General features: G+C 40.0%; 13 protein-coding genes. All 13 read right to left on the reverse strand.

Going from position 1 to position 15,010, the window contains the following annotated elements; all coding sequences use genetic code 11:
• A partial coding sequence (locus tag NT145_06625) for a 3-phosphoshikimate 1-carboxyvinyltransferase (GenBank protein MCX5782361.1) occupies nucleotides 1–876 on the reverse strand: 876 nt, incomplete at its 3' end.
• Between the two features lie 101 nt (nucleotides 877–977).
• Nucleotides 978–1,847 (reverse strand): prephenate dehydrogenase/arogenate dehydrogenase family protein, encoded by an 870-nt coding sequence (locus tag NT145_06630; protein MCX5782362.1) that lies wholly within the window; start codon nucleotides 1,845–1,847, stop codon nucleotides 978–980.
• A 97-nt stretch (nucleotides 1,848–1,944) separates the two neighbouring features.
• Nucleotides 1,945–2,958, reverse strand: a complete 1,014-nt coding sequence (gene aroF / locus NT145_06635; GenBank protein ID MCX5782363.1) for a 3-deoxy-7-phosphoheptulonate synthase — start codon at nucleotides 2,956–2,958, stop codon at nucleotides 1,945–1,947.
• Nucleotides 2,955–4,106 (reverse strand): histidinol-phosphate transaminase, encoded by a 1,152-nt coding sequence (hisC, locus tag NT145_06640; protein MCX5782364.1) that lies wholly within the window; start codon nucleotides 4,104–4,106, stop codon nucleotides 2,955–2,957. The genes aroF and hisC overlap by 4 nt, the downstream gene beginning before the upstream one ends.
• 799 nt (nucleotides 4,107–4,905) lie before the next feature.
• Entirely contained in the window at nucleotides 4,906–5,970 is a 1,065-nt protein-coding gene (gene pheA / locus NT145_06645) for a prephenate dehydratase (protein MCX5782365.1), read from the reverse strand.
• Entirely contained in the window at nucleotides 5,967–6,692 is a 726-nt protein-coding gene (gene pgeF, locus NT145_06650; GenBank protein ID MCX5782366.1) for a peptidoglycan editing factor PgeF, read from the reverse strand. Before pgeF ends, pheA begins: the two co-directional genes overlap by 4 nt.
• An 81-nt stretch (nucleotides 6,693–6,773) precedes the next feature.
• Entirely contained in the window at nucleotides 6,774–7,880 is a 1,107-nt protein-coding gene (locus NT145_06655) for a PilT/PilU family type 4a pilus ATPase (protein MCX5782367.1), read from the reverse strand.
• 385 nt (nucleotides 7,881–8,265) lie between these two features.
• Nucleotides 8,266–9,333: a cell division protein FtsZ gene (ftsZ, locus tag NT145_06660; GenBank protein ID MCX5782368.1), complete on the reverse strand. Its 1,068-nt coding sequence runs from the start codon at nucleotides 9,331–9,333 to the stop codon at nucleotides 8,266–8,268.
• Between the two features lie 2 nt (nucleotides 9,334–9,335).
• A complete protein-coding gene (gene ftsA, locus NT145_06665; protein MCX5782369.1) occupies nucleotides 9,336–10,568 on the reverse strand; it encodes a cell division protein FtsA in 1,233 nt (410 codons plus the stop codon).
• Between the two features lie 141 nt (nucleotides 10,569–10,709).
• Nucleotides 10,710–11,576: an FtsQ-type POTRA domain-containing protein gene (locus NT145_06670; GenBank protein ID MCX5782370.1), complete on the reverse strand. Its 867-nt coding sequence runs from the start codon at nucleotides 11,574–11,576 to the stop codon at nucleotides 10,710–10,712.
• A gap of 48 nt (nucleotides 11,577–11,624) precedes the next feature.
• A complete protein-coding gene (locus tag NT145_06675) occupies nucleotides 11,625–12,542 on the reverse strand; it encodes a D-alanine--D-alanine ligase (protein MCX5782371.1) in 918 nt (305 codons plus the stop codon).
• Nucleotides 12,543–12,705: 163 nt separating this feature from the next.
• Entirely contained in the window at nucleotides 12,706–13,620 is a 915-nt protein-coding gene (gene murB, locus NT145_06680; GenBank protein MCX5782372.1) for a UDP-N-acetylmuramate dehydrogenase, read from the reverse strand.
• Nucleotides 13,584–14,936 (reverse strand): UDP-N-acetylmuramate--L-alanine ligase, encoded by a 1,353-nt coding sequence (gene murC, locus NT145_06685; GenBank protein ID MCX5782373.1) that lies wholly within the window; start codon nucleotides 14,934–14,936, stop codon nucleotides 13,584–13,586. Before murC ends, murB begins: the two co-directional genes overlap by 37 nt.
• Between the last annotated feature and the right edge of the window lie 74 nt (nucleotides 14,937–15,010).

Genomic DNA, 15,010 nt, shown 5'->3' on the forward strand with positions numbered 1-15,010 from the left:
GATATCGGCAACGGGTTCACCAGATACTTTTCTTTGGTTGCGCACTTCAATACTTGCTCTCATACTTTTTAGAACTTCTAACATTCCGTCCCGTGTAGGATTGACGCCCACATTAGGTATTTCTAAACTTGACCCAGGCATAATTGCCGCGGCTACCATAAAAAATGCTGCCGAAGAAATATCTGACGGCACAAGCATATCCATTGCCTTAATTTTTGCAGGGCCTTTAACACTTACCTTCTTTCCGCGAATCTCAATATCCACTCCTCTTGCCTTAAGCATTATTTCCGTATGATTTCTGGAATTGGACGGTTCTTCAATACTGCTTGTTCCCGAAGCTTGAAGAGCTGCAAGAATAATACAAGATTTTACCTGCGCGCTTGCAGTAGGACTTTTATAGTCTATTTTCCTTAATTTTGAACTACCTTCTATTTCAATGGGCAAAAAGTTATTTTCTCTTGCCTTAATTTTTACTCCCATCATTGATAATGGCTCAATTATTCTTTTCATCGGCCGGCGGGAAAGGCTTTCATCTCCAGATATACGCGATATAAAATCTTGGCCTGAAAGAATCCCTGTTAAAAGCCTGGCCGTCGTTCCAGAGTTTCCCGCATCTATTATTCCTTCAAACGGTTTTAATCCTTTTAAGCCGACTCCGTGAATTAAAAGAGTCTCTTCATCTTTTTCAATTTTTACACCGAGATTCTGAAATGCTTTAAGGGTTTGCATGCAGTCATCGGCAGGAAGATAGTTTTCAATTCTGGAATCGCCTTCAGCAATAGAAGAAAACATTATTGCTCTATGCGTAATAGATTTGTCGGCCGGGATTTCAATTTTTCCTTGGATTTTTGAAGCAGGTCTAATTGTCCATTCCATATTTAGAAGATTTCTTGATTACACGGATTTTTAACTTCGATTACACAGATAAAACAAAGACATATTAAAATCTGTGTAATCGCTTTTGCTAATCTGTGTAATCAAGCTCCTGTTTGCAGGAGCTTAAGGCGGGCAGATTTTGCATCAGAATAAATTTTTTCAAGCGCCTTTATATCTCCCAGTTTTTTCTTTGTTTCGTTTAAATATTTAATAAAAATATTTATCGCTTTTTTTAGTTCTTCTTTGTTCATATTGCATATCGCAGCCCAGTCGCGGGGATTTGAATCCGCGACCCTGGTGATATCCTTAAAGGATCCGGCCAAAAGGCTGGAAATATCCTTAGCTTGTTTAAGCTTCTTTACCATATTGCACAAATTAAACGCTATTAGATGGGGAAGATGGCTAATCAATGCCACCGACTTATCATGGCTTTTTACGTCAAACATTTTAATGCGCGCTCCGGTCAGCTGCCAAATATTTTTAATTTGCGCGAAAGCATCTTGATTTGTAAGTTTTTCTTTAACCAAAACAACCGTGGCATCCTTGAATAAATTTTCTGAAGCAAATCGGACCCCTGTTTTTTCTGAACCGGCCATGGGATGCGCCCCGATGAAGCAAATATTATTTCTTTTTGCGATTTTATTTTTCAAAACTGTTTTCACCTTTTCCAGCACTTTCCCCTTAACGCTTCCGACATCAGAAACAATTGCTCCCTTTTTCAAATAAGGCAATATATTTTTTATCGTTTTATCAATTATATCTACCGGCGTGCAAACTATAACCACATCTGCCGAAGAGACCCCTTTTGAAAAATCGGTTGTAAATTCATCAACGGCATTTAACTTTTTAGCTAAAATTAATTTCTCTTTATGCCGGCCCACGCCGATAACACGGTATTTCCGGCTTTTAATCAAAGCCATTCCTAATGAACCGCCTATCAGTCCTACTCCTATGATTGCGAGCTTTTTCATTTTCATAATACTTCCTTCATACGGGGACAGTCCACAGAATCGGGACAGTCCCCTTTCCGCCTATTAAACCGACACCTACTATAGCTATTTTTTTCATTTATATATCTCTTCCGACTGCCCGAGACAATGGTTTAAGTTCTTTCATCAGCTGCGAAAACTGTGCCGGAAGAAGGCTTTGCGGGCCGTCGGATAAAGCTTCTTCAGGCTTCGGATGAACTTCAATTATAAGGCCGTCCGCCCCGGCCGCGATTGATGCTTTGGCCATCACCGGCACATGTTCGCGTATTCCTATTCCGTGGGAAGGGTCAACAATAACCGGCAGATGCGAAAATTTTTTTATTACCGGAACCGCATTTAAATCCAGCGTAAAGCGCGTTGCATCTTCAAATGTCCTTATTCCTCTTTCGCAAAGAATAACATTGTAGTTTCCTTGAGCCATAACATATTCCGCCGAAAGCAGAAGCTCTTTTATAGTTGAAGCCATCCCTCTTTTTAAAAGAACCGGCTTCTTTTGTTTGCCGGCAGCTTTAAGCAGATCGTAATTTTGAATGTTTCGCGCTCCGATCTGTATTATGTCGCAATATTTGGCAACTAAAGATATCTGGTCAACAGTCATAGCTTCGCTAACTATCGGAAGCCCGACAGATTTTCTCACCGCCAAAAGGTATTCTAGCCCCTGCTTGCCCAGCCCCTGAAACGAATAAGGCGAACTTCTCGGCTTGAATGCTCCACCCCTAAAAATCACCGCGCCCGCTTTTTTTACAAGTCTTGCGGTTTCCAAAGCTCTTGACTTACTTTCAACCGCGCAGGGCCCTGCCATAACGACAATTTTTTTGCCACCGATTCTTATACCGTCAACATTTATTATGGTATTATCTTTTTTGAATTCACGGCTGGCAAGCTTATACGGTTTTTCTATTTCGCTTATATGGTCTACCATATCCATGGATTCAAAGGTTTCGCGATAGCGTTCCGCTCTTTCCCCAATCATTCCGATAATGGTAACATCAACACCACGCGACACGTGAGGAATATATTTAAGCGCCTTTATCTTTTTGATTACAAGATTAATATCTTTAGTCGGCGTTCCTTTTTTAAGAGTGATTATCATACATATTTTCCTCCGACAGTTTTTTGCATTTTTTTGAAAGCTTCAATGAATTTTTCATTTTCTTCTTTTAGGCCAATGCTTACCCTTATATGGTTCGGAAATTTATATTCATCCATTGCCCTGATTATTATCCCTTCTTTAAGAAGAAAATTAAAAACTTCAACTCCCTTTAAAGGGCTGGCATCAACCAAAATAAAATTAGCTGCGGAAGGAATAAACTTAATATTCATTTTTTTGAATTGGTCATACAAATATTTTTTTCCTTTTTTCACAAGTGAAATACTTTTTGTGACTTGAGTGCTATCTTCCAGGCTTTTTATTGCCGCAACTTGAGCAAGCGAATTAATATTGAACGGCGGCCGCACCCGTTCCATATAGGATACGATCCCTTTTGAAGCAAAAGCATATCCTATCCTTAAACCGGCAAGTCCGTATATTTTTGAAAAAGTTCTTAAGATTATTAAATTAGGCCAGTCTGCCAGGTATCCGAACGTTTCGGGATAGTCTTTCTCAAGCCTTGCATATTCGTAATATGCCTCATCCATTATAGTGATAGGCAGATTAAATATTGCTTTTTGTTTTACAATATTTAAAAATTCATTAAATTCATCCTTTGTATTATAAGTTCCCGTGGGATTGTTCGGATTTGCTATGAATATAGCCTTAGTATTCGGCCCTACTGCGTTAGCCATTGAAATAATATCATGTCTTAATTCTTTCATAGGGACAGAAATAACCTTTGAATCCATAAGCCTTCCTGCCCTTTTGTACTGAATAAACGCATGTTCGGAAACGATGACTTCATCGGTAGGTTTAAAAAAAACTTCCGATATAATTTCAATCAGTTCATCTGAACCGGCGCCTAAAGTAATGTTTTCCGTTTTTATTTTGAATTTTTTGGAAATTGCCGATTTGAGATTCCATGCATTGGAATCAGGATAAAAATACAGTTCGTTGACAGCCTTTTTTACGGCATCCTTAGCTTTCTTTGAAGGCCCGAGAGGATTTTCATTAGATGCCAGTTTTATTACTTTCTTAAGCCCCAGCTCGCGTTTGATAGTTTCAACGGGCTTACCTGCGATGTAGGGTTCAAAATCTTCGCAGCAGGGGCGTATCATGTCTTTGATATTAAATTTTATTTTTTCCATATATTTTACCCGCCTTCGCAGAATGCCGCCAACTCCTGTTGGCGGATGTCATGCCCAAGGCAGATCCGCCTTTTGGGCGGAAATGCGAAAAGGGTATCCACCAAAGCTGTGTCAGCAATGCGGCGGAGAGCCGCGGTTATTGATGACAGGATTAGCGCAGGTGGATGCTTCGGCGCCTGCCTCGCCGGCGGGCGGGGATTCCGCCGAAGGTGGAGCAGGTCCGGCCGACTACTGTCGGCGGGGCTCCACTTCTCCACTTTTAGCGAAATTATTTAGGGTCTGCTGAAAAACATATCAGACCCTTGATTATCAGCCCAAGGCTGATCCCTGCCCGCCGGCAGGCGCGGCGACTAGGGCGGACACTGATTACAGAATTGATTACACAGATTATGATTGACGGTGAATCGGTGTGATCTTGCCGTTATCTGTGTAATCCTTCGATAAACTCAGGATGGTGAGCGAAGCCGAACCATCAAGGGCTTAATGAAAAATATTTTCGTAACAAAAAGTGCAAGTTTTTTGATGAAATGCGCGTTAAAACCGTTCACTTCTAAGTTCTTTTTTTTCGTATAACTTATTAATAATTCAATCATTAGTTTTATTTTTCAGTAAGCCCTATTTAACTCTGCTCAAAAAAAGACAGACCTAAAGGTCAAGTTTGAGAAAAAACGCTTTCATTTAATTACTTAACCTTAACCTGTCTGCCCCTGCGCCTTGTTTTGCGCTAGTCCCCACGCTTAGTTTTTGTAAAAAACTGTGGGGACGCAAAACAGCGGGGGGCTCACTCTCAACCTGTCGTTTATTCCGCCTTTGGGTAGGACCCCAAAATTTTCATAAACACACAGTGTTTAGAAAGTTCTTCTAAAGCTTTCTCAACTTTTTTTTCTGAAGTGTGCCCTAGAAAATCAATAAAAAAGATATATTCCCATGCCCGCTTTTTGGTAGGACGGGACTCTATTTTGGTAAGGTTTATCTTATTTTTCTTAAACGGAGCCAGCATATCGTGCAATACTCCCACCTTGTCTTTAACCGAAAATAATATGGATGTCTTATCATGCCCGGAATGCTGGGCAGGTTTTTTTCCTATAACCAAAAATCTTGTGTAGTTTTCTTTTATATCTTCAATACCTCTTTCAATAATTTCAAGATTATAAAGCGTTACCGCTGCTTTTGAAGCTATGGCTGCGCTTCCTTTTTCTTTTGAAGCCCGTTTAGCGGCCTCTGAAGTAGATGCAACTTCTATAACAGGGACATTCGGCATATTTGCTTCAAGCCAGTTCCTGCATTGAGCCACTGCCTGGGGAAAAGAATATATTTTTTTAATGTCCTTTTTCTTTCCTGAAACGGATAGAAGGCACTGCTCTATCTGCATGCTTATTTCAGCGCAGATAACAAGATCCGATTCTATGAACATATCCAAAGTATGATTAACCACTCCTTCGGTAGAATTTTCAATCGGAACCACGCCGTAGTTAACCCTGTCTTTTTCAACTTCATTGAAAACATCCGCAATTGATTTTACCGGTATATATTTTGAGGTTGAACCGAAATTTTTTAATGCTGCCTGGTGGGTAAAAGTTCCTTCAGGGCCAAAAAAAGCAATTTTCAGGCGCGATTCCAAAGAGCGGCATACATTAAATATTTCCTGGTATATTGACTCAATCGCGGAAGAAGAAAGCAAACCCCTATTTTTTCTTGCAAGCCCAAGGATAATCTTTTTTTCCCTGTGAGGAACATAAAAATCCATTCCGGCTTCGGATTTCAGCTTTCCGATATTTTTTGCCAAAAAAGCCCTTTTATTAAGCATGTCCAAAATATCTTTGTCTACTTTGTCAATTTCGTTACGAATTTTTTCTAAGTTCATTTTTTCGCCTCATTTATTTTTTCAATTACAGCCAAAGACATCATACGGCTTGCGGTTTTTTCCCTTCTATATGAAAAAAACATATCCGGCTCGTGGCAAGTGCAATGTTTATTCAATGATATTTTTTTAACACCCGCTTCTTTTAACTGCTTAACTGCTACTGAAGATAGATTTAATTTATTTTCCTTTTCATTCAATCCAAAAATACTTTTAAGCTCTTTTGAAACTTCATAGCAGCATTTCTGTATATGCGGGCCTAATGTTGCAAAAATATCTTTCGGGTGAACTTTGAAATCTTCAATAAATATCTTTATTGCCTCTTCAATGATCTTTTTTTCTAATCCCCGCCATCCCGCATGTATTATCCCGATCACCGGAACGCTTTTTGAACTTAAAAAAATCGGGATGCAGTCGGCGGTAAAAATCGCCAAAGGCAAGTTCAGGCAATTTGTTATCAATCCGTCACAAAGAGCTATTTTCTGTCCTTTGTTATTTTCATTTACTACAGCGACTTTGTTATCATGAACCTGCTCGGCTGTTGTTAAAGAACCAAAATCTATAGAATATTGCGAACAAAATATTTTTCTTAAATTATCGTCTTTTAGGTTCCCGAGCTTCTTTGTCGTTACGAGATTTCTGTAAAAAAACTTATCATCCGAGAAAATATCATTTTTTATTTGCCACATTTTTTCAGTTACCCGCAACCAGTAACCAGCAATCATTTTTTAACTGCCTTTATGTTACTAAAGCATGGAGTCAGCAAAAGAGCTAAAGAACAAAAGAGCATAAGAACGCTTTTATTACTAAATCTTCGGCTGGCGTTCAATAAAATTCATCGCATCTTCCGAGCTTGACTGAATTCCCCTTATCGCAAGCTTTATCTCTTCGGGATTGGCAGAAGCCAGCAAAGCGTCTTCAAGTTTTATCTCGTTTGCTCTTAAAAGCCCGACCAGAGCCTGGTTAAATGTCTGCATTCCGTAGTACTGGCCCTGCTTCATCTGCGATAACACCTCGCTCAGCTTGCTGTCTTCAATAAGTTTTTTTATTATCCCGTTAACAACAAGAACTTCAACTGCGGGAACCCGTCCGACTCCCGATGCATGAGGGAGCAGTCTTTGTGATATTACCGCCTTAAGTGTATCGGCCAATATCAGCCTTGCCTGGTTCTGCTGGTGAGGCGGAAACAAATCTATTATTCTAGTAACTGTCTGAATAGCGTCAATCGTATGAATTGTTGATAACACCAGATGCCCTGTTTGCGCGGCAGTTATGGCAGTTGAAACGGTTTCAAGGTCGCGCATTTCTCCGACTAAAATAACGTCAGGATCCTGTCTTACAACATTTCTCAAAGCGTCAAAATAAGTAAGAGTGTCAGTGCCAAGTTCCCTCTGGCTGAATATTGCTTTTTTGTCCGCATGCACAAACTCTATCGGGTCTTCAATAGTTATTATGTTTGCCGAATGAGTAGAATTGATATGGTCAATCATTGAAGCAAGCGTTGTTGATTTTCCGCAGCCGGTTGTTCCTGTAACTAGCACAAGGCCCCGTCTATTTTCCGAAATTTTTTCAATGGCCTGCGGCAATTTAAGATCTTTCAAGTTCGGTATATTTGAAGGAATATAGCGGAAAGCCATATTCACCATTCCTCTTTGTGTAAAAGCATTAATTCTGAACCGTCCCAGATCATTGAAGTTTAAAGCCATGTCAACTTCGTGCCGTACCCTGAATATGCTTTTTCTCTCTTCGTTCATAAGGCTTTGCGCAATTGCGCTGGTTTCATCTGCCGAAAAAGTTTTATTAAGAGATATCAGCTCGCCGTCTATTCGCAGATAAGACGGGCCGTTAGCCCTTATGTGTAAATCTGAAGCCTTTTTGTTTCTCAACTCTTGAAGCAGAGGCAGTATTTCCATTTTTTTCCCCTTTACCCCGTTAGAAATAGCCTAACGTTTGTTTATTTAAAAACTGCGAAAAAGCAGAATTTTACTAATCTATACAGTTGTTACTTCTTCTTATGTCTCTCTATTTCTAACGGGGTGAACCCCATCACAAATAGCCTAACGTTTGTTTATTTAAAAAAACTACGAAAAAGCGAACTTTACTAATCTGTACAGTTGTTACTTCTTCTTACGTCTCTCTATTTCTAACGGGGTGAACCCCATCACAATAGCCTAACGTTTGTTTGTTGAAAAAATTGCGAAAAAGACGCAATTTGCCAATCTAAGTAGTTTTATCACTTCTTCTTATCGTTTTACTGTTTCTAACGGGGTGAACCCCGTAGATTATCTTTATGTAAACTTATTTTAATTTCTGTATATTCCAGTTTAGATATGCCGGCTTATTTACGTCTATGGGATTTTCTCCCTTAGTTACCTGCGGCTTAGTTGTGTGAGCCCTGATTCCTCTGCGCGCAGGAAATCCCGTGGCAATTACCGTAATTTTGATTTTATCTCCGTAATTGGGATCTATAACCTGCCCGTAAAATACGTGGGCCCTGGGAGAACCGGCATCTTTAATAAGATTTATTGCGTCTTGAACCTCAAAAAGCGAAATATTGTTTGATCCTGTGATATTTATCAGTATTCCTTTCGCCCCGTCAATAGAAACATCGTCCAGCAAAGGGCTGTTTATAGCTTTTTGAGCCGCGTCCATCGCTCTTGTAGGGCCGGAACTTTCCCCAATACCCATCAGGGCTTCACCGGCTCCCTGCATAATAGTCCGCACATCGGCAAAATCAACATTAATCTCACCGGTCTGGTTTATAACATCAGTAATGGATTGAACCGCCTGCCTTAAAACATCGTCAACTGTCCTGAATGCATCAGTAACAGGGGTCTTGTCATCAATTATTTTAAATATTTTCTGATTGGGAATGACGACAAGCGTATCGGTAAAATTCCTTATGTTTCTTATTCCTTCCTCTGCCTGCTGCAACCTTATTATTCCTTCAAAATCAAAAGGTTTTGTCACCACGCCTACCGTCAATATTCCTAAAGAACGCGCGATAGAAGCTACAACGGGTGCCGCTCCTGTTCCCGTTCCGCCTCCCATACCCGCGGTAACAAAAACCATCTGAGTTCCTTCAAGCATTCCTTTTATGCGTTCCCTGCTTTCCTCAGCAGATTTTTGCCCTAAGGAAGGATTTCCCCCTACTCCCAATCCTTGAGAAATCATCTCCCCTATTTGAACGCGCACCGGCGCCTTAGATATTCTAAGCGCCTGCACGTCGGTATTCATTGCAATAAACTCAACACCGTTTAAGCCCGCTTCTATCATTCTATTCACTGCGTTTGAGCCTCCGCCGCCCACGCCTAACACTTTTATGCTTGCCGGCCCTGAGTATTTTGGATGAGTGATTTTAGCCATAATTAAAATGTCCTCTCAAACCATTCTTTTATGCCTTCAATGAATGTAGACCCTTTAACGAAATTCGGCACGTATCCTCCGTTTAAGTTTATTTCTTCGTTCAAAAGGCCGATTGCTGTGGCATACGTTGTGTCACCCAGTATTTTATCATTTCCTCTTAAATCCTGCGGCAAACCGACTCTAGCGGAACAGTTTAACGCTTGTTCCGCAGCGGGTATAATCCCTTCAAGTTTTGCCCCGCCGCCGGTAATAATCACTTCGCCGGGAATAATCGCATCGGCATAGTTGGATTTTCTTATTTCATCATCAATCATAACAAAAATCTGGTCAAGCCTCGGCTGTATCATTTCAATCAGCTGTCGTCTTGAAGTTTCGCGCACTGTTCTTCCGTCAACGCCTTTATAATCAAATTTTATATCCGTATCCAAAAGGTTTGCCATCGCAATGCCGTATTTTTCTTTAATATCCTGCGCTGAAGTCATTGAGGTTCTGAGCCCGTGAGAAATATCACGCGTAATAAAATCCGAGCCGACCTGAAGCTCTTTTGAAAAGCGTATACTGCCTTCCGAATATATCGCTATTCCGGTTGTAAGTCCGCCGAAATCAATCAAAAGGCAACCCAGTTCTTTTTCTTCCTGAGTTATTACACTGTTTCCGACCGCAACAAGGCCATACATCTGGTTTAATATGTCTTTGAATCCCGCCCCGGATGTAGCCTTATAGATGTTATTAATGTGGCTTGAGGAAGCTGTTATTATATGAATATCAACTTCAAGAAAATTCCCTTCCATCCCGACGGGATTTGGAACTCCTCTTTGATGGTTCAGCGAATACTCCTGAGGAATACTGCTTAAGATTTCTCTGTCCTGAGAAAGGCGGACCGCTTTAGCAGTTTCAATTGCGCTAAAAACATCTTCTTGAGTGATTTCTTTATCTGTACGCGAAATATTTATTGCGCCGTGTGCGTTCATGGATTCTATGTGGCTTCCCCTTAAACCCAGGCAAATGTTCTGCACTGTTTCATTCGCCTGCTCTTCGGCCATTTCTATGGCTTTCCCGATCGCATAAGAAGTTTCCTGAATGCTTATTACTACCCCGCCTTTTATTCCTTTTGAAGGGACTTTCGCACCGCTTACAATTTCAATCTCGCCGGTGCCGTCATTGACTTTCCCCAGCACACAGCACACCTGGCTTGATCCTATATCAATTCCCGCTAATACTTGCCCTTTAGACATTTTAACCACCTCGTTGAACTGTCCTTTTAAATTTTATCTGGTTGTTCTGAAAACATTTTTGCCAAAAGCCATTCTTTCGGCCATATTCTGCCTGCCCCGTAAAGAAAATTTTTTACTTAAATTATATTTTAGCTAATAAACTCATTTCCCTAACTTTGACATTACCGGAAATGTATAGCTTGAAGCATAATTTCCACGGGGTTTGCTAAAAATTCCTTTAGGTTTTACAAGCACTCTGCCCGAATCAAGATAATTTAAATTGACATAATCAATTTTATTAAATCGTTTTAAGGCGTCATCAAGGACTTCTTTCATTTTTTTTAGTTTAATATCAAACTTGTCTTTTTCAACTTTTCCCCAGATAATCCTTGTCCCGTCACTCAGCTTCACCGCGGCATCATCAACAGATTCAAAGTAGAACAAAACGCTTTTCGCAAAATATTCCTCGGCTTTTTCGGAAAATATTTCAATAAACTCTAGGATTTCTTCTCTGTCAAAATCATTCCATGCGGAAATTTCGGGAAGAGTTGCCTTGGCAAACTCACCCCTTAACGGAAACGGCACATTGCCGCTATCAATTCCTGAGCGTTTGCCGTTTATATTGACAAAACCCACAGGAATCCTTTCCTGTATTTTGATAATTATCTTTTTAAATCCCCGTCTGATATTTATTTTTTTCAGTTCAGGCCTTAATTTAAGCACATCTTTTTCTGCCTTTACTAGATCCTGAGAGAAAATATTATCGCCGATATCAAACGGTAAAAGAGCAAGAATTTCGCCTTTTAAAACATTTTTTGAGCCGGAGAGTTCAATGCTTTCAATTTTAAGTATATCTGCTTTGGAAATATATTCCTGTAACGCTCCCCATCCTCTTGCGATACCGTATATCAAAGTGCACAACAATATTATAAAAGCGCTTAATTTAACCAGTTTTTTTGTCGCATTGCCGCTTCTTGAGTTTGATCTAAATACATAAGTGCGTGATCGTCTGATTCTACGCCCGGACATTCGGCGAAAACGGCTCTTTTTCATAATTTTGTATTTTATTAAAATTTTTCAAACTGCGACAGAAAGCTCTATAATTTTTAAAACCAGTTGTTTGAAATCAAGGCCCACCGCTTTAGCAGCATCCGGAAGAAGAGACGTCTTAGTCATTCCGGGAATAGTGTTGATTTCAAGAATCCAAGGCTTAAATTTTTTGTCAACTATGATGTCAACCCTGGCAACCGCTTTACATCCGAGAATTTTAAAAACTTTTAAAGCTACTTTTTGCACGTCATTTATTACTTTTTCCGGCAGCCGAGGCGGAATTATATGCTTGGATTTCCCTTTCGCATACTTGGATTCAAAATCATAAAATTTGTTTGCCGGCACAATTTCAATAACAGGCAATGCCTTTTCGCCCAAAATTCCCACAGTAACTTCGGTTCCGTCTATATAGTATTCCAACAAAATTTTGGAATCATGCTTAAACGCTTCTTTTACTGCCCGGCTCAAATCTTTTTTCTTATCTACAATTGAAACGCCGATTGCCGAGCCTTGTGTCGCAGGTTTTACAACAACCGGAAATTTTGAAAAATGCTGATATGAGCCCCCTTTTTCAATAACTTTCCACTTAGGCGTCGGAATGTTTGCGGCATCAAAAATCATTTTGCTGTAAACCTTATCCATAGATACCGCGCTTGCAAAAACGCCGCAGCCTGAATAGGGTATTCCCATTACTTCCAGCAAACCCTGAACAGTTCCGTCTTCACCCAAAGGTCCATGCAACGCTATATAAGCAAAATCAATCTTATTTTTTTTTAATTTGAAAGGGAGATTTGAATCTGCATCTATTCCTACTGCATTAATTTTCAGCTCTTTTAACGCTTTTATTACTGCTTTTCCCGAAAGAATTGAAATCTCTCTTTCCGCCGAACTTCCTCCGTAGAGAACTCCGATTCTTTTATTTCTAAGCCAATTTTTTATATTCATTCTTTTAGTCATAAGGGATAAGCAGTAAGGATTAAGTGCCCCAAAGGGGCATCCCCAAAGGCAGTAATTGGGGATCCAATTACTAGACCATAGATTCCCGATAGAATCATTCGGGAATGACTCGTATAACGAGTCACTTACCCCTTACCGCTTACAACTGACGTTAACCAATTATTTTTATTTCAAGTTCTAAATCTATTCCGAATTTTTCTTTTACTTTATGTCGAACTACTTTTATAAGTTCTAGAACATCTGACGACTTTGCGTCACCTGAATTTATAATGAAATTTGCGTGTTTTTCAGAAATTTTTGCACCGCCGAACTTCAATCCCTTAAGGCCTGCCTGTTCTATCAGTCTTCCGGCATAATCGCCTTGAGGATTTTTAAAAATACTGCCTGCATTCCAGCTTTCAATCGGCTGGCTTTCAAGCCGACGATCAGTATTTTCTTTTATTTTTTTAACAATATCATTTTTTGTGCTCTTTTTCAAGTTTAAAGTCGACTCAAGAAGGACCTTTTTTTCTAAATTTGTTACTCGATAACGAAATAATATGTCCTTTTTCAAAATTTCCGCAATTTGGCCGTTTTCATTTATGGCTTTAACGGAATTTATTATATCTTCGATCCATGCATCACTTGAACCGGCATTTCCCACAATTGCGCCGCCTAGAGTGCCGGGAATTCCCGCAAGATATTCAATCCCAGAAAGGCCCCGCTGAACACATTCGTTTACTATCTTTGCTAAACTCACTCCGCAGCCGGCAACTAATTTTTCTGCTTGGAAAACAAAATCTTTAAATTCGCCCGTCAAACGAACCACCACACCGTCAAATCCGCGGTCGCTCACTAAGATGTTAGAACCTCCTCCTAAAACAAATAAAGGAAGCCGTTCTTTATGCGTAAAATTCCATAAATTTTGGATTTCTTTTTTATTGGCTGCTTCAACAAAATATCTTGCGGGTCCCCCGATCTTGAAGGTAGTGTGCTTTTTGAGAGGCTCATCAAGTTTCAGGCTTGAAACTATTGACGAGATTTGGGAGGCTAAATCTTTTCTAATATTTCTTCTCCTATTTTCCATACATCGCCGGCGCCAAGCGTAAGTATAATATCGCCGGACCTAATTTCTTTTATCAATGAATCAGAGTCTTTGAAATACTGCGCATTTTTCCCGTTGCTTTTCATTGAATTGTAAATCAAACTGCTTGAAACACCTTCAATGGGCTTTTCGCCTGCGGGATAAATCTGAAGAAGCCTTATTTCTTCAGAACTTTTTAAAGCTTCAGCAAAATCTTCATACAAATTTGCCGTACGGGTATATCTATGCGGTTGAAAAAGCGTTATCAAACGCCGATCGGGCCAGTTGCTTTTTATAGCAGCAATTGTTGCTTTTATTTCGGTTGGATGGTGGCCATAGTCGTCAATAATCAGAACTCCATTTTTGTCACCCTTTATTTCAAGCCTTCTTCCGACACCCGCGAATTCTTCCAGCGCTAAAGATATTTTGCTAAAAGGAATCCCGAGCTCACATCCTACGGCAATTGCGGCAAGAGAATTTAATACATTATGAAGCCCGGGAATATTTAGTTTAATAGCCCCCAGTTTCTTGCCGTCTTTAAAGACTTCAAATGAATAGCCCCAGCCTTTAGTTCTAATATCTTTTGCGGTAAAATTCGGATTATCTTTTAAACCGTAAGTAATATAACGCCGCTTTATCTTGGGAGCGATTTCTCTTATATTAGGGTCGTCCCAGCAAACAATATCGCAACCGTAAAATGGAACGCTATTGATATGCTCTACAAAAGCCTTCTTGATATTTTCTAATGTTTTGTAGTAATCTAAATGGTCGTTATCAATATTAGTTATAACGGCAATAGTCGGAGAAAGTTTTAAAAATGATCCGTCGGACTCATCGGCTTCCGCCACTAGATACTCGCCTTTGCCCAGCTTTGCCCCGCTTTTTATATTTTTAAATCTCCCTCCGATAACCATAGTAGGGTCAAGCCCGCCCTTGGCCAAAACTAAGGAAGTTAAAGAAGTTGTTGTTGTTTTCCCGTGAGTCCCGGCAATTGTTATAGCGTATTTAAGCCTTGCCAGTTCTGCAAGCATCTCTATCCTTGGTATAACGGGAATTTTTTCTTTTTCTGCCGCTATAACTTCAGGGTTCGTTACATCAACGGCCGTTGATGTAACAACGACATTTGATCCTAGGATATTTTCCGCCTTATGGCCGATGTTTATTTTCGCGCCCAGTTTTTTCAAGTGATCTGTCACGTCTGTTTTTTTAAGGTCAGAACCTGAAACTTTATAGCCAAGATTAACAAGCACCTCGGCTATACCTGACATCCCCGATCCGCCTATACCGACAAAATGAATGTGCTGAATTTTTTTAAACACGCTAACTCCTTTAACTTCGTTCTCTTGTTCTTCTGCTCTATAGTTCTTTTGCTAAAAAGGCCTTATAAAAACTT

The sequence above is a fragment of the Elusimicrobiota bacterium genome, from assembly GCA_026388075.1.
In the GTDB taxonomy this organism is placed as follows: Bacteria; Elusimicrobiota; Endomicrobiia; order Endomicrobiales; family JAPLKN01; genus JAPLKN01.